This is a genomic window from Variovorax sp. 10L426, assembly GCF_056395305.1.
This window is the reverse complement of the sequence record NZ_JBFTJF010000013.1, coordinates 183,830-202,481: the sequence shown is the minus strand read 5'-3', so window position 1 is coordinate 202,481 and position 18,652 is coordinate 183,830. Positions and strand designations below refer to the sequence as shown.

The window sequence follows — 18,652 nt, the reverse complement described above, 5'->3', positions numbered from 1 at the left end:
CTATCTCAGTCGTAATTTGTGTAGCGGCTCGGCGCGGCGCCAGGTTGGCGCAGAGGCGTGTAGCGCTGGATGTTTTGCGTCAATGTGCGAAGCGGGCTCGTTCCGACGCTCGCGAAGCCGACCAGTTCAAGCTGGAACATGATTCGCGTGCTGGCTGTGACTTGCCCGGTGGTGATGCGTTCCACCACCACGCGACCGATCCAGCAGCAACCGTCGTATTCGAAGCCCAGCACGCCGTCGGTCAGCTTGCTGTCCAGCAGACTGTAATTCAGACGGCCTACAGCGTACCAGCGACCGCCCCCTTGACCACGTCCGGCTCCCAGGTCCTTGCCCTTGTCGCCCCATAGATCGTTGATGGGCCACTGCCAGCCGATATCGATCGATTGGCTACCGTCGTTGTTCGAGACCCTGGTGCCGTCGGCGGCAGCCGCGTAGGTGGTCTGCTGGTAACGATAGGCTGCGCTGATCGTGCGATAGGGCCCTGGACTATAGCGAGCACTCAGTGCGGTGCGTGCGGAATTGTGATCATCGGGGTTGTACTGGACGGTGCCGTCGAAGGTCCACTTCGGGGTCCAGTTGATCTGTGCGCCCAGCAAAAGGTCGCTGAAACGATCTGTCACAGGAATGCCGCCCGGCAGCGTGACGAGTTCATCCGCAAAACGCAGGCGTTGCGCGATGCCGAAGCGGGCTGCCTCGGCGCCCGTATCGGGATCGATCAACCGCGAGGTCACGCCCAGCGTGAGCAAATTGCTGTCGGAAATGCGGTCGTTGCCGGAGAACGCGTTCTCCGTGTAAACCGTCGCGAAATTGAAGTCGTTGGCCGCCGAATCGTAGTTCGGCAATTCGTTCTGGTTGCGGAAGGGCGTGTAGACATAGAACGCACGCGGCTCGAGCGTCTGGCGGAATGCGCGTCCGAAGTAACTGGCGTCACGTTCGAAGATCATGCCGCTGTCGAGGCTGAAGGTCGGCACGGTCACGTTGGCCGAGGTGATGCCGTTGATCGGCGCGTCGAACTGATAGGCGCGGGCGTTCACCATCACCTTCGGAATGACGAAGGTGCCTGGCGTGAGAAACGGCCGACTCAGGCTCAGTTGCGTGAAGGCACGCTCCCCGTCCGGCTGCCCCTGCAGGATCGGATCCCCACGAAAGCGCGTGTAGTCATTGTTGAACGAAAAGTCGAAACCGTTCCAGTCGTATTTGTTGTAGTTGGCCGTGATCTGCGGCATCCGGTCGTAGGGCGGAATGATCGGCGACGGCGCATATTGCAGCGTCTGGTAGCTCAGCGCGCGCGCCATGCCGCTCCAGTCGCCCACGCCCCAGCGGAGCGCGCCGTCGTTCGCCAGCAATCGTTGCGTGAGGGACGGCGTGCGCGTGAAGTCGCGCCAGTAGTCGTTGTCGCTCACGCGATTGATGCTGAGCGAGCCGGTGAAATAGTCGAGGCCCAGGGGCTTGGGGTCGAAGGTCTGGCTGTGTTGCGTCCAGACGCCCCAGCGGTCGCGATCGCGAAGACGGTCGTCAGGCATGTAGTCGGCCCGGATCTCGCCCTGGTACGTGCTTTCAAGATAGCGGAACTCGTTGCCGAGGTTGATGCCGCGTTTGCTCATGACGGTCGGATAGAACGTCGCGTCGCGATTCGGTGCGATGTTCCAGTAGTACGGCGTCGTCACCTCGACCCCGTTCACGCTGTCGATGCCGATCACGGGCGGCAACATGCCCGACTTGCGATCGTTGCTCAACGGAAAGCTGACGGAAGGGAACGGCGGTGTGGTGACACCCATGAAGCTGATCTGGGCGCTGGTCGCCACCCCGATGTTTTCTTCCGTATCGGTGGTAATGGTCTTGGCCTTCAGGAGCCAGGCCGGCATCCAGCCCGGATAGTCTTCCGGGCGGCAGGTGGTGTAGGTCGCAATGCGGGCCACCGAGACATTGCTGTCGATGAAGTCGATGCGCTCTGCGTCGCCCCGTCCGCCGTTGGCGAGAAACGAGTAGCGCACCTTGTTGAAAAAACCTTCGAAAGTTTCGAGCTTGAGTTCGAGTTCGGGTCCTTCATAGACGTTGCCGGCCTGGTTCACGTGGACGTTGCCGGTCGCCCTGGCCCGATCTTCTGGCTGGTAGTACTCCAGCCGGTCCGCGCGAATGAAGGTGTCGCCGCGACGCAGCGTGGCGTTGCCTTCGACCACCGTCTCCAGGTCGGGCCTGCCCGATATGCGATCGCCGTCGACGAAGCTCGGCAACTGGCCGCGTTGTGCCGGGGTGATGACTTCGGTCAGCTGCGGCGTGCGCTTGAGCACGAGCGGTGCGTCCAGTTCCGCGTCCTGCGCCCGCGCGACTTGCGCATGCAGCAGTGCAAGCGACAGCACCGCCAGCGGCAAAGGCGGGCGGCACCGGCGCCAGGCGGCTCGGTTCAGGTCAGGCATCGGTACGGAATAAATATCGTCTGGAGGGGAAGGGCGGCGCCGAAGGCCGTCGAGTTGAGAAGGTCCGCGCGAGGCGGATTTGTAGAATCAATTATCCATGACAGCCTCTTTGCCCCCGGCCAGCGGCGCCGCGACGCCCCTTCCTTCCCCGGCGTGGACCGATCCGGCCCGCGCTCAGGCGTTCAACCTCTGGATGGAGCGCATCGCACCGTCGCGCCAACTGCTGCCGCAGACCGTGCGACTCGCCTCAGCCGACGCCAGCTTCCGGCGCTACTTCCGAGTGGACACGAGCGGCGGCGGACCCACCCGCATCGTCATGGACGCGCCGCCCACCGAGGAGAACAGCGCGCCATTCGTGCAGGTCGCCAAGCTCATGGCCGATGCCGGTGTCACGGCGCCGACCGTGCTCGAATGGGATCGGGCCAATGGATTCCTGCTGCTCGACGACCTGGGCGTTCACACCATGCTGGACGTGATCGATCCCGCAGATTCCGGCGCGGCGCGCCCCCTCTACGACCAGGCGATCGATGCGCTGATCCGGTGGCAACTGGCATCGAAGCCGGATGTTCTGCCGCCCTACGATCGGACGTTGCTCGAGCGCGAACTGGCGCTTTTCCCGCAGTGGTACATCGCGCAGCATCGTGGCCTGCCCGTGGAGGGTCAGCTCAAGGAGCGCCTCGATCGCAGCTTCGGACTCATCGTGGAGAGCAACCTTGCCTCGCCACGCGTGTACGTGCATCGCGATTTCATGCCCCGCAACCTGATGGTCAACGATGGCCCCGCGCTCGGCGTGCTGGATTTCCAGGACGCGGTTCATGGCCCGATCACCTATGACATCGCAAGTCTCATGCGCGATGCATTCCTGAGCTGGGATGAAGAATTCGTGGTCGATATCACGGTCCGCTACTGGGAGCAGGCCCGCAAGGCCGGTCTGCCGGTCGACGCCGATTTTGGCGCGTTCTACCGCGCCGTCGAATGGATGGGGCTGCAACGCCATCTGAAAGTGGCCGGCATCTTTGCGCGACTCACGCTGCGTGACGGCAAGCCGAAGTATTTGGCCGATACGCCGCGGTTCATCGCCTACATCCGGGCTACGGCCGGCCGCTACCGCGAACTCACGCCCTTGCTGCGCGTGATCGACGAGATCGAAGGCACGCAGCCGATGAGCGGCTTTGCCTACGGACGCATGTGACGGCGCGTTTTCACTGCGCCGTGGCGCTGACCGAGAACAGCGCGCTCACGCTGCCGCCCGGCGCTGCGCGCCACGTCCAGGTGCTTCGAATGCAACCCGGCGACGCGTTGATCCTGTTCGACGGCAGCGGCGGCGAGTTCGCAGCGACGGTGGAGCGCATGGGACGCAGCGACGTCGACGTCCAGGTCGGCGCGCGTACGGCCATCGAGCGCGAGGCCTTTCGTGTGGTGCATCTGGCGGTCGGAATGCCGGCCAACGAGCGCATGGATTGGTTGATCGAAAAAGCCACCGAACTCGGCGTCGCGAGCATCCAGCCGCTCATGACGGCGCACGGCGTGCTGCGGCTCGCAGGCGAACGCGCCGACAAGAAGCGCGCTCACTGGGAAGCGATTGCGATCGCGGCATGCGAGCAATGCGGGCGTAACCGTGTGCCGTTGATCCACCCCGTTCGGCCGCTGGCAGGTTGGCTCGGAGCGCCTGCGGACGATGCCGCGCGATTCATCCTGAGCCTTGCCGAAGGAACCCGACCCGTGCGTGACGCCATGTCGGGCGATCCCCGCGCCGCGTGGGTGCTGAGCGGTCCGGAAGGCGGGCTGAGCGCTTCGGAGGAAAAAGAAGCGATCGCTCGCGGGTTTGCGCCGCTCACGCTAGGTCTACGTGTCTTGCGTGCCGAAACTGCCGCGCTGGCTGCACTCGCGCTGTTGTCCGGTGGGTAGTACCGGAACCCGTCCCTTTTCAATTCGTTTTCATCACGGCAGCACCATGTCATCCTGTTCCATTTCCTTGCGCATGGCGCCCGTCATGCTTGCCGTGCTCTGTAACGCCAGCGGCGTGCACGCCCAGACATCCGCCGTGGCGCCGACACCCTCGCAGGTTCGGCCGGCGGTCGACCAGGCCTACACCCAGCTCATGGCCGCACCGGACATCAAGCAGTTGCTCGATGCGGTCAAGGCGGACCACGAGCGTTCGATCGACGACCTGAAGTTGCTCACAGAGATCGAGGCGCCGCCTTTCAAGGAACAGAAGCGCGCCGAGGCGTTTCTCGCGCGCCTCAAGGCGTTGGGCCTGACCGACGCCAGGATTGACGCCGAAGGCAATGTCATCGGCGTGCGCAAGGGCAGCGGCAACGGGCCGACGCTGCTGATCTCGGCGCATCTCGACACCGTCTTCCCGGCAGGCACCGACGTCAAGGTGAAGGAACACGACGGCAAGCTTCACGCGCCCGGCATTTCGGACGATACGCGCGGCCTTTCCGTGCTGCTGTCCTGGCTCAAGGTGCTGAACAACAACAGGATACAGACGGTCGGCGACTTGATGTTCGTCGGCAATGTCGGCGAGGAAGAACTCGGCAACCTGCGCGGCATGAAGGCCATCTTTCGCGACCATCCGGACATCGACGGCATGGTCGGGCTCGAGCCCGCGTCGGACGGCAACGCGGTGGTGCTCGGCACGGCCAGCCATCGTTACGAGGTGACCTTCAAGGGTCCGGGCGGCCACAGCTACGTGGCCTTCGGCCAGGTGCCCAGCGCCATTCACGGCATGGGCCGCGCCATCGCCAGGATCGCCGACATCAAGACGCCAAGCTTTCCCAAGACCACTTTCACGGTCGGAACCGTCAGCGGCGGTACGTCCGTCAATACCATCGCGCCCGATGCGCGAATGGCGGTGGACATCCGCTCCGACGAGATGGGCGCGCTGCTCGACACCGAAAAGAAGGTGCTGGCCGCGATCGACGAAGCGGTGGCCGAGGAAAACAAGCGCTGGAACGTCACGACGCTGAGCGCATCGAGCAAGCTGATCGGTGATCGCCCCGGCGGCCGCACGGGGTCGGACTCGGTGATCGTCGAGGCGGTTGTCCGCTCGAATGCCGCGTTTGGCCACAAGACGCTGCTGTCTGGCGCCAGCACGGATGCGAACGTGCCGATGTCCCTGGGCATTCCGGCCATCATCATCGGCAGCGGGGGCAAGACTGGCGGCTTTCATGCACTGTCCGAATGGATCGACGTGACAGACGGGTGGAAGGGCGCGCAGAATGCCCTCGTGACCGTGCTTGGACTGGTCGGCGTACAGGGCGTGAGCGAGCCCCTGCTGGCCAAGCGGCCACCGCGTTCCAAGTAGGTCCGCGTTCCACACACCTCATTGCTTCAGGAGCTCATCATGGGATTGCTCGATTCGGTACTCGGTCAAGTGCTCGGCGGTGCGCAGCCGCAGCCGCAGCCTCAGGAAGGCGGTCTCGGGAATCTCGGCGGCCCGGGCGGGCTGGGAGACCTCGGCGGCATTGCCGGCGCGCTAGGCGGCCTCCTGGCCAACAACGGCGAAACCGGCGGCTTGGGCGGGCTGGTGTCCAAGTTCGAGCAGGCCGGAATGGGTGACGTCGTCAACTCGTGGATCGGCAAGGGCGAGAACGCGCCCATTTCCGGCGGCCAGTTGCAGGACGTGCTGGGCAGCGACGTCATCTCCGGCATCGCGCAAAAGCTCGGCGTCAACAGTGCGACCTTGTTGCCGATGCTCGCCACGCTGCTGCCGACGTTGATCGACCACCTGACGCCGAAGGGCCAGGTGCCGACCGAGGGCCTGGGCAATCACGACGATCTGTTGTCATCACTGAGCGGCTTGCTTCAGAAGAGCTGACGGCCGGCGTGCCGATCCTTGCAAACAAATGGCGCCGTGCGGCGCCATTTTTCTGTCTCCCCCCGCAACGTCCATCCCCATGAATCGCAATCTCTGGCTGCTCACCATCTGCCAAGGCCTGTTCCTGACGAACAACGTCACATTCATCGCGATCAATGGTCTCGTCGGGCTGGCACTCGCGCCGCGTGGCTGGATGGCGACGCTGCCGGTCATGGGTTATGTGGTGGGCGGCGCGCTGGCAACCGGTCTCGTGGCGAAGACGCAGCAGCGCCTCGGGCGGCGACGTTCGTTCCAGATCGGCATTGCCGTGGCTCTGGTCTCGGCACTGCTGTGCGCGCAGGCCGCTGTGTGGAAGGACTTCTGGCTTCTCTGCTTTGCGACAGTGGTCGCCGGCTATTACAACGCCAACGCCAGTCTCTATCGTTTTGCCGCGGCGGAGCTCGCCGCTCCCGGGTGGCAAGAAAAGGCGGTCTCGCTCGTCATGGCTGGCGGTCTGATCGGCGCGGTGGCGGGTCCGAATCTCGCCGCGGTGACCCGCAACTGGTTCGCGGTGCCTTTCGCAGGTGCGTACCTGGCCCTCGCGCTGATTGCGCTGGTCTCGATGGCGATGATGCAGTTCATCGATTTTCCTGCGCCGCCGGTCAAGAGCGCGACCACAGGCGGCCGACCGCTCTCCCAGATTGCGCGCCAGCCGGTGTTCATCGTGGCTGCGGTCTCCGGCGCGCTCGGCTACGGTGTGATGAATTTGCTGATGGCCGCGACGCCCATCGCCATGCAGGTGTGCAGCCTTCCGTTCGAAGACGTCGCACTTGTCCTCGAATGGCACGTGATCGGCATGTTTGCGCCGGGCTTTTTCACAGGACACCTGATTCGGCGGATCGGCGCGCTGCCGGTGATGGGCGTGGGGCTGCTGCTCAATCTCGGCTGTATCGCAGTGGCGCTCTCCGGCGTGGACCTGCATCAGTTCGTGATCGCGCTGTTCATGCTCGGGGTGGGCTGGAACTTCCTCTTCACGGGCAGCACGACGCTGTCGCTCATTGCGTACACGGCCGAGGAAAAGGACCGGGCGCAAGGCGCGCTCAACTTCTGCATGTTCGCGACGCTCGCGATCAGCTCTTTCACGTCGGGCGTGCTGGTCACGACGCAGGGCTGGCGCTTGCTGAATTTCGGCTCGCTGGTGCCTGTGGTGTTGACGGGCGTTGCGCTGCTGTGGCTTGCTCGACGGCGCGCGGCGTCCGCGACTGCAGTCGCCTAAGCGCTCAGGAAGCGTTCGTTCAGCCAGCGCGCGAGCGTGTCCAACACGGGCTCCGCGTCGTTCTCGTTGAAGATCTCGTGAAAGTGCGCCGGAAAGCAGGTCGTGCTCACCACCGACGCTGGCGCTGCGGCTGCGAATGTGCGGCTGCCGGCGGGACGAACCAGGCGGTCGTCGCCGGCATAGATCAACAGCGTCGGCACCCGCCAGCCGGCCGCGGCCGATTGCACCGTGGCACCCTCATCGGCGAGGAACCTTGCCAACCGAGCGCCGATACGGTCGTGGCACAGTGGGTCCGCGCGATAAGCTTCCGCCACAGCGGGGTCGTGCGACAGGTACTTGAGGTCGAGTCCATTGCCCACGCGCAGATCGGGCGCAAGCCGCGAAAGCACTGCAACCAGGAGCTTCTGAAACCCGCTCAGTCCCGGGTCGAGTGCTGGAGACGAAAGCACCAGCGCATCCACTGCGCGCACCTCGCGCGCGACAAAACTCGCAGCCACCAAGCCGCCGAGGCTATGACCCAGCAAGACCACAGGCAGTCCCGGATGGCTGCGCCTTGCGTCATCGAGCACGAGCGCCAGGTCTTCGAGGAGCCGGGTCACCGTCGGCAAACCGCCGCGGGCGCCGGTCGAAGCCCCATGGCCATGCTGATCCACGGCGCGCACGTCGAAGCCCCAGGCATTGAGTCGCTGAGCGACATGCGCATAGCGGCGAGCGTGTTCGCCGAGCCCGTGAACGATGACGACGACGGCCCTGGCGGCGCCAAGCCCGGCGGGCCAGGCATGCACTACCAGCGTTTCGCCGTCCGGCGTGCGCAGCGTGTGTTGCGCCGGTTGCGCGCTCAAGCAGCGACGCCGCTGGCGGCAGGTAACGCCGCAATGACTTCAGCCACCGCCGCCGTCAGCTTCTTCGCATAGGGCACGTGCAGGAACTCGTTGGGCCCGTGCGCATTGCTCTTGGGGCCGAGCACGCCGCAGACCATCATCTGGGCCTTCGGGAAGCCAACGCTCAACATATTCATGAGCGGGATCGTTCCGCCTTGTCCGATGTACCCGCAGTTCGCGCCGAAATGCGCCTGCGACGCGGCATTGAGCGCGTGTTCGAACCAAGGCGCTGTGTCGGGCGCGTTCCATCCAGTCGCGCCGCCGTGACTTTCAAAGGTGACCTTCGCTTGGTAAGGCGCGTTGTCTTCGAGCAGGGACTTGAGCTCTTGCACAGCCTGGCTCGCATCGACCAGCGGCGGCAGACGCAACGACAGCTTGAACGCGGTGTAGGGGCGCAACACGTTGCCGGCATCCTTCAACGCGGGGAAGCCTTCGGCGCCCGTGACGGAAAGCGTGGGCTTCCAGGTTCGATTGAGCAGCGCTTCCACCGGGTCCGTCGTGGTCGGCAGCGCAAAAGCGCTGGCGCCGCCGCAGTCGTAGTGCGCCCACGGAAAGCGCTTGTAGACCTCTTCGCCCAGGATCGTCGCCGTCGCCTTGGCCTGCGACAACCTCTCGGCGGGTACGGCGCAATGGAAGCTCTCGGGCAGCAGGCGACCGGTCTTGCTGTCTTCAAGCCGGTCAAGGACCTGTCGCATGATGCGGAAACTCGAAGGCACCAACCCCGAAGCATCGCCCGAGTGCACGCCCTCGGTCAGGATCTCGACCTTCAGCGTGCCGCTCGCCATGCCCCGCAGCGAAGTGGTGAGCCACAACTGGTCGTAGTTGCCCGCGCCCGAATCCAGGCAGATGACGAGCGACACGTCGCCCAGTCGCGGGCGCAGTGCATCGACATAGGGAAGCAAGTCGTAGGAGCCGGACTCCTCGCACGTTTCGACCAGGCCCACGATGCGCGGATGCGCCGCACCCTGGGCTTTCAGCGCCTGGATGGCCGCGACGCTGGCATACACCGCATAGCCGTCGTCGGCGCCGCCGCGACCGTACAGCAGGCCGTCTTCGTACTTGGGCGTCCACGGGCCGAGGTCGTTGCGCCAGCCGGTGAACTCGGGCTGCTTGTCCAGGTGGCCGTACATCAGCACGGTCTCCTTCATGTCCGTGCCCGTGGCCGGCACTTCGAAGAAGAGCACCGGTGTGCGGCCTTCGAGTCGCACGACCTCGAGCTTCAGGCCTTCGACCTTCTGGGCTTCGACCCATGCGGCGGCATTGCGCATGACGGTTTCTAGATGGCCGTTCTGCACCCACTCCTTGTCGAAACCCGGTGATTTGGCCGGTATGGCGATGTAGTCGGTGAGTTGCTTGACGATGTCGTTGTCCCACTGGGAGGAGACGTCAGACAGCGCGCGCCCGGCGTCGAGCAGGCCGGCGGGCATTTCGCGGTGGAGGGGGGCGTTCATGGAGGTACTCCGCGGGGTGGGGAGAATGATGTTAGTGCGTCTTGGCCCATTGTGCGCAGGTGGCAAGCTCTGGGCGGATGGGATAAAAGGCGGGCTTCGCCATCGCTTCCGAGGAATGCCATGCTTGCGCACCCCCAAGTTCGCCTTTGCCAGACCACAGAGATTGCAAGGAAGGGCCTGAAATGACCGAAGCATCGCAGCGGATACGGGTCGGCGTGGGCGGATGGACCTTCGAGCCGTGGCGCAACAACTTCTATCCGGCCGGGCTGCCGCATGCCCAGGAACTCAACTACGCCAGCCGTCATGTGACGGCCATCGAGGTCAATGGCACCTACTACAGCACGTTCAAGCCGGCGACTTTCAAGAAGTGGCACGACGAGACGCCGGACGATTTCGTGTTCTCGATGAAGGCGTCGCGCTTTTCGACCAATCGCAAGCAACTCGCCACGGCGGGCGATTCGATCAAGCGCTTCGTCGACAGCGGCGTCGGCGAGCTCGGCAAGAAGCTCGGCCCCATCGTGTGGCAGTTCATGCCGACCAAGCAGTTCGATCCCGAAGACCTCGCGGCCTTTCTGGCGTTGTTGCCGAAGAAGGAAGGAAGCCGTGTGCTGCGTCACGTGCTGGACGTGCGCCACGACAGCTTTCGCTCGCCCGAGTACCTCGCGCTTGCGCGCGAGCACAAGGTTGCGACGGTCTTTACCGATTCGCCCAAGTTCCCGTCGTTTGCCGACCTGACCGGCGATTTCGTCTATGCGCGCCTGATGAACAGTGACGCGCAGCATGCGTCCGGATACACGCCGAAGTCGCTGGACGAATGGGCCGAGGCCGCGAAGACCTGGTCCAAGGGCGGCACACCTTCGTCACTGCCGCATGTCGAGGAAGGCAAGTCCGGCGCTTCGAATGCACGCGACGTGTTCGTCTTCTTTATCAACGGCGCAAAAGAAAAGGCACCGGCGGCTGCCGGTGCCTTGATCGAACGACTCGGCTGACGCGGGTCAGGCCGCGGCTTGCAGGGTCGCTGCGGGCTTGCTGCTGCCCGCCGGCGCTGCGCCGAAGGTGATCTCGCCGGAAAGCTGGCCACCTTCCTCGATGATGATCTTGCCGTAGCGGATCTTGCCGGTGACCTTGCCGGTGGAGTGAATCACCAGCTTCTCGCGAACCGTGAGGTTGCCGTCGAACAGGCCGCGGATTTCCGCGATGTCGATCTCGGCCGAGCCTTTGAAGGCGCCTTGTTCGGCGATCTGCATCACGCGCGAATCCATCGTGGCTTCAACGAGGCCCTCGACGACCAGCGTGTCGCAATCCGTGATCTCGACGCCCTTGAGCTTGATGTTGGGGCCGACGGTCAGTTTGCTGCCGCCTTCCTTGGCGGCGGCGACGCTGGCGACCGCATTGGCAGCCTGCGTGGTGAGCGTGGACGGGCTGACAGGCGTACCGGAAAGATTGGTACCGGAACCCATCAGCGGCGCGGGGCGGGAAGTGAGATTTTCGGCGTCGCGATCACGTTTGCCGAAGAAGGGGGACTGTGTAGCCAATGGGTAGCTCCTCGAAATTGGCTATCGTAAGAACCCCTTCACGGATGGCAGCACTTCATTGCGCAAGATGCGTAACTGAATAAGTCCAAAGCGCGAGTCTTGCGAACTTTTGTGCTCTGCGTTTGCGCCCGCGCAATTGACGAAATCAAGAAATCACTCGCACAGCCATGCCACGCGCCCTTGCGCGGCATCGTCGAGCCTCGTAATGAACGCATCCGCGACCGGATCGGGAAGGGTGAACGAGAAATGCACCAGGCTTTCGTGACGCACCTCGCCGAGCGAACCACCGATCGCGGAGATTTCTCGGCGCACAAGGCCTTCGAGCGCATAGGCGACGGCGCAATGCAGAGTGCGCTGTCGCACCAGCGGAACGAGCGTTGCGCCGAGGAGCGCTTGCGCGACGCTGTCGGTATAGGCGCGTACAAGGCCGCCCGCGCCAAGCTTGACGCCCCCGAAATAGCGCACGACGGTCGCGAGCACGCTTTCAAGTTCGTGGTGCCGAAGCACTTCGAGCATGGGCCGCCCCGCAGTGCCGCCAGGTTCGCCGTCGTCATTGGCCGCCGATTGACCGCCGGCCATCAGCGCCCAGCAGACATGGGCGGCTCCGGGGTGTTCGCTGCGCAGCGCAGCCACGACCGCTTGCGCCGCATCGCGATCGGCGGCGGACTGGACGCAGCCAATGAACCGGCTTTTCTTGATGATCAGCTCGCTGTGGGTCGGGGCAGCAAGAGTGAAGGGCATGGGGTCGGGTTGTCGACGCCTATTCGCCGCGTTCGAACTTGAACACCGCCGTGCTGGCGCGCGCATTGGGAAGCCAACGCACTTCGTGTCCGCCCTCCAGGCCAAAGGCATCGAGCACACGCAGGCGGTTCTTGCGCGCGAGCACGCCGAAGTCCTTGAAAGTCCCGACACGGATATTGGGGGTGTCGTACCACTGGTAGGGCAGTCGACGCGTCACCGGCATGCGGCCGCGCGCGACGCTGATGCGGTTGGGCCAATGCGCGAAGTTCGGAAAGGCAACGATTCCGATGCGGCCGACGCGGGCGGTTTCGCGCAGCATCACCTCGGCATTGCGCAGGTGCTGCAAGGTATCGATCTGAAGCACCACGTCGAAGGACGCATCGTCGAACATCGCGAGGCCTTCATCCAGGTTCAGCTGGATCACATCGACGCCGCGACGCACGCACTGCAGCACGTTGCCATCTGCGATCTCGACGCCGTAGCCGGTGCAGTCGCGCTCGCGCTGCAGCAGATCGAGCAACGCGCCGTCGCCGCAGCCCAGGTCCAGCACGCGTGAACCCTTGGGCACGAGCCGCGCGATGAGCTGTTGAGTGTCGAGATCGCTCATGCCTGTGCGACTCCCGTAGGTGTCCGTGGCGCGGCAGGCTCCTGCGCGATTCGCTCGAAATAGGAACGGACAACGCTCATGTAGCGCACATCATCGAGCAGGAAGGCATCATGGCCGTGCGGCGCATCGATCTCGGCATAGCTCACGTTGCGACGGTTGTCGAGCAGCGCCTTGACGATCTCGCGGCTGCGTGCCGGGGCAAATCGCCAGTCGGTCGTGAAACTGATCAGCAGGAACTTGGCCGCCGCCTTCGCCAGTGCTGCGCGAAGGTCACCGCCGTAGGCTCGCGCGGGGTCGAAGTAGTCGAGTGCGCGCGTGATCAGCAGGTAGGTGTTGGCGTCGAAGTACTCGCTGAACTTGTCGCCGTTGTAGCGCAGGTAACTCTCGATCTGGAACTCGACCTCTTGTGTCGAATAGAGAAAGTCCGTGTTCGCGGCACTGCCCTCGACCGCGCTGCGCAGGGCACGACCGAACTTCTCGTTCATGAGGTCGTCGCTCTGGTAGGTGATGTGGCCGATCATTCGCGCGATGCGAAGGCCGCGCTTGGGGATGACGCCATGCTCGTAGAAGTGGCCGCCGTTGAAATCGGGGTCGGTCACGATCGCGCGGCGAGCCACTTCGTTGAATGCGATGTTCTGCGCGGTGAGACTCGGGGCGCTGGCCACCACCACGGCATGCCTTACGCGTTCGGGATACTGGAGCGTCCACGAGAGTGCCTGCATGCCGCCGAGGCTGCCGCCCATCACGGCAGCAAGCGAGCGGACGCCCAGCGCGTCGAGCAACGCGGCTTGGGCGTTGACCCAATCTTCCACCGTGACCACGGGAAAGTCGGCGCCATAAGCACGGCCGGTCGCCGCCGGATTGAGATGCATCGGGCCGGTCGAGCCGAAGCAGGAACCGAGGTTGTTGATGCCGATGACGAAGAAGCGGTCTGTGTCGACCGGTTTGCCGGGACCGATCATGTTGTCCCACCAGCCCTCGGACTTGTCCTGCCCTGCATAGACCCCGGCGACATGGTGCGACGCGTTGAGTGCGTGGCACACCAGCACCGCATTGCTGCGATCGGCATTGAGCTCGCCATAGGTTTCGTAGGCGAGGGTGTAGTCGGAGATCGAAGCGCCGCTGGTCAGGGCCAGCGGGCCGGCGAACTGCATCGATTGCGGAGTGACGACGAACGACATGAATGAAAAGACCCGGCCTCGCCAAAAACGAGCCGGGTCCGGCATCCGTCTTTAGCTGCATTTATTAAGCGCCCGCAAGCTGGAGCAAATCGGCGCGTCTTGGAAGTATATGCCGATCCGTCGTTTAGCCCCAGTCGATGAGCGCGATCACACCCAGGACGAGAAAGATGACGGCAGAGATGCCATGCACGAGCTTGATGGGCACGCGCTTGACGATGCGTTCACCCAGCCACACGACCGGCGCGTTCGCAAGCATCATTCCGAGCGTCGTGCCGAGTACGACCCACACGTAGGCATCCGCGTAGCGCGCAGCAAGCATCACCGTCGCGATTTGCGTCTTGTCGCCCATCTCCGCGAGGAAGAAGGCAATCACCGTGGTTCCGAAAACGCCGAAGCGTGAAGACTTGGGGACTTCGTCCTCATCGAGCTTGTCGGGAATGAGCATCCACAACGCCATCGCGATGAATGAACCACCGAGTATCCAGCGCAGGACGACCGGCCCCAGGAAATGCGTCACCCAGTTCCCTACGGCGCCGGCCAGTGCATGGTTCAGGATGGTGGCGGTGAGGATGCCGAGGACGATCGGCCAAGGCCTGCGGAATCTCGCGGCGAGCACGAGCGAAAGGAGTTGGGTCTTGTCGCCCATTTCGGCGAGAGCGACCACGCCGGTTGCAACGAAAAAAGCTTCCATGAATAGGGATTCCAACGGCCGAAAGACGCAATTGACCGCACGACAACTCGGCCGAATCCCGAAGTCGCACGGTCAAAGGTCTCGCCAGGCTGCACGCTGCTTACGCCATATCCCACAAGGTGTAGGACAAGTCTGTTGACGCAAACCCTTCTCGCAATGGAAGGCGGCTACTCCCCAATGACCGCGCGATTGTAGCGTGGCGTGGCAGCGTGTTGTAAGCGTGCGCCAACTTGCAGTTTATTTTTGACGGCGGTATCAGTCCGGGCAAATTCCTACTTGCGCAACCTGTATTTCCCACATAATGCGCGAGCCTCCCTCCGGATTTGAAGGAGGCGATTGGGTGATCGGTCAGTTTCGCGCAACTTGGCGAAGTTTTTCGCCGAGCGGTGCTCTCGGGACTCCATCGCTTTTTTTATGTGTTTATAGGAGTCCCTTGATGGGCAACAAACTGTACGTCGGTAATCTGCCTTACTCGGTGCGTGACGGCGATCTCGAGCAGGCTTTTGGCCAATTCGGTGCCGTCACCAGCGCCAAAGTCATGATGGAGCGTGATACCGGCCGCTCCAAGGGCTTCGGCTTCGTGGAAATGGGCAGCGACGCCGAGGCACAAGCTGCGATCAACGGCATGAACGGTCAGCCCCTGGGCGGTCGCAGCGTCGTGGTGAACGAAGCTCGCCCGATGGAAGCTCGTCCCCCCCGTAGCGGTGGCGGCGGCTACGGCGGCGGTGGTGGTGGTTACGGCGGCGGTGGCGGCGGATACGGTGGCGGCGGCGGCGGTGGCCGCAGCGGTGGCGGTGGTTACGGCGGCGGCGGTGGCGGCTACGGGGGTGGCGGCCGCAGCGGTGGCGGTGGTGGCGACGGCGGCTTCCGCAGTCCCTATGGCGCTGGCCCGCGTGGCGGCGGCGGTGGTCGCGGTGGCTACGGCGGTGGCAATGGCGGCAACAGCGGCTACTGATCGACTCTGACCGACGTCAAACAGCAAGAAGGCTCCCTAGGGAGCCTTTTTTGATGGCTAACGGCTATTCGCCAGCGCGCTTCTTGCGCCCGCGGCCTTGCAGCGCGCGATCGAACACTGCATTCGGAAGCAGGCGCAGGATCTTCGCGACCACGCCCATCTGCCAGGGAATCACACGGTAGCTGGTACCGGACTCGATGGCACGGAACGCCTTGTCTGCGAAATCGGCCGGTTGCATCAGGAAGGGCATGCCATAGCGATTGCCTTGGGTCAGAGGCGTATCGACATAGCCCGGCGAGACCGTCACCACCTTGACACCGCTGGCGCGCATTTCGCCGCGAAGGCTTTCGCAATACGCCACGACGCCGGCCTTGCTCGCGCAGTAGGCGCCGTGCCCCGGCAGACCACGTATCGCGGCAACGCTGCCGATCCCCACCAGACGGCCGCTGCGCCGTGCCTGCATGGCCCGGATGAAGGGGTGGAAGGTCGCCGCGAGGCCAATGTTGTTGATCGCCAATGTTCGGGCGAGCACATCGAGGTCGCCGTACTCCGCGGTGTCCATGCCCACGCTGATGCCGGCATTGGCGATCACCACGTCGGGGACGCCCTGGCGTTCCAGGCATGCGTTTCCGGCCGCGACGATGCTGTCGACCTCGGCCACGTCGGCGTTGTAGATCTGGCAGCGACGAGGATCGATCTGCCGCTCCACGGCCCATGCCTCGATCTCAGCAGTACGCCGGGCGACCAGTGCGAGGTCGTAGCCCGCTTCGTAGAAGCGCGCCGCCAGCGCCTGCCCAATGCCGCTGGACGCGCCAGTGATGAAAGCGAGAGCCGTCATGTTTTGGCGTCAGTGCTTCGGCGCCGGCGTCGGCACGGCCGAGGACGGCACCAGGAGTCCATGTACGCGGCCTCGCAGATTGGCGACGCCCGTCACGTTGTCGTAGTCCATCGAGTCGGCCGTGAACTTGTCCACTCCACGCGTCAGGATGACCGGCTTGTCGGATTTGACGCGCTCCGTGTCGGTAAAGGCGTGCAGGAAGTCGCCACGGAACTCCAGCCGCGGCAGCGGGGTGCCGCTGGTCGAGGTGGCTGCATCTCGAATCACGATCGCATTGCCGAACAGCTGTATCTCGGTGCCGTCCCCATTGGACAGACCGCGATTCGCCGACCCGTGCATGATCAACCCCTGGTCCGAGATGGAGCGAAACCGCACGTCGTCGATCTCGAGCGTGTCCGTGTCCGGGTAATGACGCCCCTCTTTGCCGAAGATCTCGGTGCGCAGGTCGCCGTTCGGCTGGAAGCTCTTGACCACGAAGCCACGCATGAAGAAATCGGGTTCGTGCACCAGCGTCTCCTTGGGTGCGGGCTCCAGCAGTTTCGGCGCGTTGCGAACCAGCCAGTAAGTGCCCATCGCCAAGGTGGCGGTCAGGATGAGCGGCAGGTAAATCGTGACGCGATCGAGTCCGTCGCGCAGCAAGCTCCAAGCCGACTTCATGCGGGCAGGCCCCGCGCACCATCCAGAAGCCGGCGGTAGTGCCCGCCAGCGGTCAAGAGCACGTCGCAGAACTCCCGCGCCGCGCCTTCGCCGCCGCGTGCACTTGTGACGTGATGGGCAATGGCACGCACCTCCGCATGGGCGTTGGCCGGCGCTGCCGCAAACGCGACGCGCGCCAGCACGGGCAGGTCGGGCCAGTCGTCGCCGATTGCGGCGGCATGTTTCCAATCGGTGCCCAGCAGTGCGAGCATCGCCTCGGCAGCCGGGAGCTTGTCCTCGGTGCCGTAGCGGACATGCTGGATGCCCAGCGCTTCGAGCCGCACGCGCAGCGGTTTCGAGTCGCGCCCGGTGATGACCGCCGGCGTGATGCCCGCCGCGCGCAGCAGCTTGAGACCGTAGCCGTCGAGGATGCTGAAGCGCTTGAGCGTTTCGCCGTGTTCGCTGAAGTAGACGCCGCCGTCGGTCAGCACACCATCAACATCGAAGAATGCGACGCGAATGTCCTGTGCGGAAAGCAGGGTCTCTGCCCTGAATTCGACTGCCATCAAATGACTTTCGCGCGCATCAGATCGTTGATGCTGAGCGCACCGATCAGGACGCCGGATGCGTCAACCACCAGCACACTGGTGATGCGATGCTGCTCCATGAGCTCCGCAGCTTCGGCGGCCAGCGCATCGGCGCGCAGCGTGCGTGGGCCGACATGCATGACGTCGCCGGCAGTAAGGGCGCGCAGGTCCGCGCCGGTCTCGACCTGGCGGCGCAGGTCACCGTCGGTAAAGATGCCGATCGCGCGGCCGGCGGGGTCGACCACTGCGGTCGCCCCGAGCCCCTTGGCGCTCATCTCGCGCATCAGGTCGCTCAGGCTGGCCCCGGGTGCCACGCGCGGTACGTCGTCGCCGGACCGCATGACATCGCCCACGTGCGTCAACAGCTTCCGGCCCAGGGCGCCGCCCGGGTGCGAACGGGCAAAGTCCTCGGTGCCGAAGCCGCGCGCGTCGAGCAGGGCGACGGCGAGCGCGTCGCCCAACGCCATTTGCGCGGTCGTACTGGCCGTGGGAGCGAGGTTGAGAGGGCAAGCCTCCTTTTCGACGCTGCTGTCGAGCACGATGTCCGCGTGGCGCGCGAGCGTGGAATCGACGCGGCCGGTCATCGCGATCAGCGGCACACCTTGCCGCTTGACGACCGGGAGGATGACGGTGAGCTCTTCGACCTCTCCACTGTTGGAGATGGCGAGAACCAGATCGACGGCCTTGATCATGCCGAGGTCGCCGTGGCTGGCCTCGGCAGGATGCACGAACATGGCCGGCGTGCCGGTCGAAGCAAGGGTGGCGGCGATCTTCCGGCCAACGTGGCCGCTCTTGCCCATGCCCATGACGACGACGCGCCCGCGCACCTCGAGGATTTTTTGAACCGCGTCGACAAAGCTCGGTCCGACGCGCTCCTTGAGGCCGAGCACGGCCGCCGCCTCGATGTCGAACGTGGTGCGCGCCCGCGCGAGCGTGGCTTCGGGGGCGGCCGTCAAGGGCGAGTCGGGGCGAAAGCTCATCGCGGGATTTTATCGGGCAGGGCCAGCGCCCGATATGCCGATCGCTGGAGCCCTTCGACATTCAGTAGCATCAG

19 protein-coding genes and 1 riboswitch are annotated in these 18,652 nt (G+C 64.4%); of the genes, 7 read left to right on the top strand and 12 right to left on the bottom strand.

From position 1 onward, the window contains the following. Positions 1 to 5: 5 nt before the first annotated feature. Positions 6 to 2,417, bottom strand: a complete 2,412-nt coding sequence (locus AC1DHL_RS19990; RefSeq protein ID WP_478103355.1) for an LPS-assembly protein LptD — start codon at positions 2,415 to 2,417, stop codon at positions 6 to 8. Positions 2,418 to 2,514: 97 nt separating this feature from the next. Here AC1DHL_RS19990 and AC1DHL_RS19985 point away from each other — a divergent pair, with 97 nt between their 5' ends. The 5 genes from AC1DHL_RS19985 (at position 2,515) to AC1DHL_RS19965 (ending at position 7,495) form a co-directional block, all read left to right on the top strand. Continuing rightward, a complete protein-coding gene (locus AC1DHL_RS19985) occupies positions 2,515 to 3,609 on the top strand; it encodes an aminoglycoside phosphotransferase family protein (RefSeq protein ID WP_478163108.1) in 1,095 nt (364 codons plus the stop codon). Beyond that, a complete protein-coding gene (locus tag AC1DHL_RS19980; protein ID WP_478163107.1) occupies positions 3,606 to 4,325 on the top strand; it encodes a 16S rRNA (uracil(1498)-N(3))-methyltransferase in 720 nt (239 codons plus the stop codon). Before AC1DHL_RS19985 ends, AC1DHL_RS19980 begins: the two co-directional genes overlap by 4 nt. Before the next feature lie 46 nt (positions 4,326 to 4,371). Beyond that, positions 4,372 to 5,727, top strand: a complete 1,356-nt coding sequence (locus AC1DHL_RS19975; RefSeq protein ID WP_478163106.1) for a M20/M25/M40 family metallo-hydrolase — start codon at positions 4,372 to 4,374, stop codon at positions 5,725 to 5,727. A 39-nt stretch (positions 5,728 to 5,766) separates the two neighbouring features. Further along, positions 5,767 to 6,240, top strand: coding sequence for a YidB family protein (locus AC1DHL_RS19970; protein ID WP_478163105.1), 474 nt, complete (start codon positions 5,767 to 5,769; stop codon positions 6,238 to 6,240). 79 nt (positions 6,241 to 6,319) lie between these two features. Then, positions 6,320 to 7,495 (top strand): MFS transporter, encoded by a 1,176-nt coding sequence (locus AC1DHL_RS19965; protein ID WP_478163104.1) that lies wholly within the window; start codon positions 6,320 to 6,322, stop codon positions 7,493 to 7,495. Here the strand turns inward: AC1DHL_RS19965 and AC1DHL_RS19960 are convergent. Both AC1DHL_RS19960 and AC1DHL_RS19955 read right to left on the bottom strand, forming a co-directional pair. Next, positions 7,492 to 8,337, bottom strand: coding sequence for a lysophospholipase (locus AC1DHL_RS19960; RefSeq protein ID WP_478163103.1), 846 nt, complete (start codon positions 8,335 to 8,337; stop codon positions 7,492 to 7,494). The two genes, AC1DHL_RS19965 and AC1DHL_RS19960, sit on opposite strands and share 4 nt — an antisense overlap. Then, positions 8,334 to 9,827 carry a M20 family metallopeptidase gene (locus tag AC1DHL_RS19955; RefSeq protein WP_478163102.1) on the bottom strand — a complete coding sequence of 498 codons (1,494 nt, stop codon included), beginning with the start codon at positions 9,825 to 9,827 and terminating at the stop codon, positions 8,334 to 8,336. The genes AC1DHL_RS19960 and AC1DHL_RS19955 overlap by 4 nt, the downstream gene beginning before the upstream one ends. 182 nt (positions 9,828 to 10,009) lie before the next feature. Between AC1DHL_RS19955 and AC1DHL_RS19950 the strand changes: the two genes are divergently transcribed. Beyond that, positions 10,010 to 10,816 carry a DUF72 domain-containing protein gene (locus AC1DHL_RS19950; RefSeq protein WP_478103344.1) on the top strand — a complete coding sequence of 269 codons (807 nt, stop codon included), beginning with the start codon at positions 10,010 to 10,012 and terminating at the stop codon, positions 10,814 to 10,816. A gap of 6 nt (positions 10,817 to 10,822) precedes the next feature. On the opposite strand, the gene AC1DHL_RS19945 is transcribed toward AC1DHL_RS19950, so the two are convergent. The 5 genes from AC1DHL_RS19945 to AC1DHL_RS19925 form a co-directional block, all read right to left on the bottom strand. Next, positions 10,823 to 11,362: a bactofilin family protein gene (locus AC1DHL_RS19945; protein ID WP_478163101.1), complete on the bottom strand. Its 540-nt coding sequence runs from the start codon at positions 11,360 to 11,362 to the stop codon at positions 10,823 to 10,825. A gap of 153 nt (positions 11,363 to 11,515) precedes the next feature. Next, complete coding sequence (locus AC1DHL_RS19940; protein WP_478163100.1) at positions 11,516 to 12,103, bottom strand: IMPACT family protein; 588 nt, start codon at positions 12,101 to 12,103, stop codon at positions 11,516 to 11,518. A gap of 19 nt (positions 12,104 to 12,122) precedes the next feature. After that, positions 12,123 to 12,710, bottom strand: coding sequence for a methionine biosynthesis protein MetW (gene metW, locus AC1DHL_RS19935; protein WP_478103340.1), 588 nt, complete (start codon positions 12,708 to 12,710; stop codon positions 12,123 to 12,125). Next, complete coding sequence (gene metX, locus AC1DHL_RS19930) at positions 12,707 to 13,891, bottom strand: homoserine O-succinyltransferase MetX (protein ID WP_478163099.1); 1,185 nt, start codon at positions 13,889 to 13,891, stop codon at positions 12,707 to 12,709. The genes metW and metX overlap by 4 nt, the downstream gene beginning before the upstream one ends. A gap of 124 nt (positions 13,892 to 14,015) precedes the next feature. Next, a complete protein-coding gene (locus tag AC1DHL_RS19925) occupies positions 14,016 to 14,582 on the bottom strand; it encodes a TMEM165/GDT1 family protein (RefSeq protein ID WP_478163098.1) in 567 nt (188 codons plus the stop codon). A gap of 13 nt (positions 14,583 to 14,595) precedes the next feature. Further along, positions 14,596 to 14,770: riboswitch (yybP-ykoY riboswitch) on the bottom strand. A gap of 248 nt (positions 14,771 to 15,018) precedes the next feature. Here AC1DHL_RS19925 and AC1DHL_RS19920 point away from each other — a divergent pair. Next, on the top strand, positions 15,019 to 15,537 hold the full coding sequence (locus tag AC1DHL_RS19920; RefSeq protein ID WP_478163097.1) for an RNA recognition motif domain-containing protein: 519 nt from the start codon (positions 15,019 to 15,021) through the stop codon (positions 15,535 to 15,537). Positions 15,538 to 15,601: 64 nt separating this feature from the next. On the opposite strand, the gene AC1DHL_RS19915 is transcribed toward AC1DHL_RS19920, so the two are convergent. The 4 genes from AC1DHL_RS19915 to AC1DHL_RS19900 are packed head-to-tail and all read right to left on the bottom strand — an operon-like array spanning position 15,602 to position 18,578. Next, the gene (locus AC1DHL_RS19915; RefSeq protein ID WP_478163096.1) at positions 15,602 to 16,375 is read right to left on the bottom strand and encodes an SDR family oxidoreductase; all 774 of its coding nucleotides are present in this window, start codon (positions 16,373 to 16,375) and stop codon (positions 15,602 to 15,604) included. Between the two features lie 9 nt (positions 16,376 to 16,384). After that, positions 16,385 to 17,032, bottom strand: coding sequence for an LPS export ABC transporter periplasmic protein LptC (gene lptC / locus AC1DHL_RS19910; RefSeq protein WP_478163095.1), 648 nt, complete (start codon positions 17,030 to 17,032; stop codon positions 16,385 to 16,387). Then, positions 17,029 to 17,577 (bottom strand): KdsC family phosphatase, encoded by a 549-nt coding sequence (locus tag AC1DHL_RS19905; RefSeq protein ID WP_478163094.1) that lies wholly within the window; start codon positions 17,575 to 17,577, stop codon positions 17,029 to 17,031. Before AC1DHL_RS19905 ends, lptC begins: the two co-directional genes overlap by 4 nt. Beyond that, positions 17,577 to 18,578, bottom strand: a complete 1,002-nt coding sequence (locus AC1DHL_RS19900; protein WP_478103331.1) for a KpsF/GutQ family sugar-phosphate isomerase — start codon at positions 18,576 to 18,578, stop codon at positions 17,577 to 17,579. Before AC1DHL_RS19900 ends, AC1DHL_RS19905 begins: the two co-directional genes overlap by 1 nt. Positions 18,579 to 18,652: the final 74 nt, after the last annotated feature.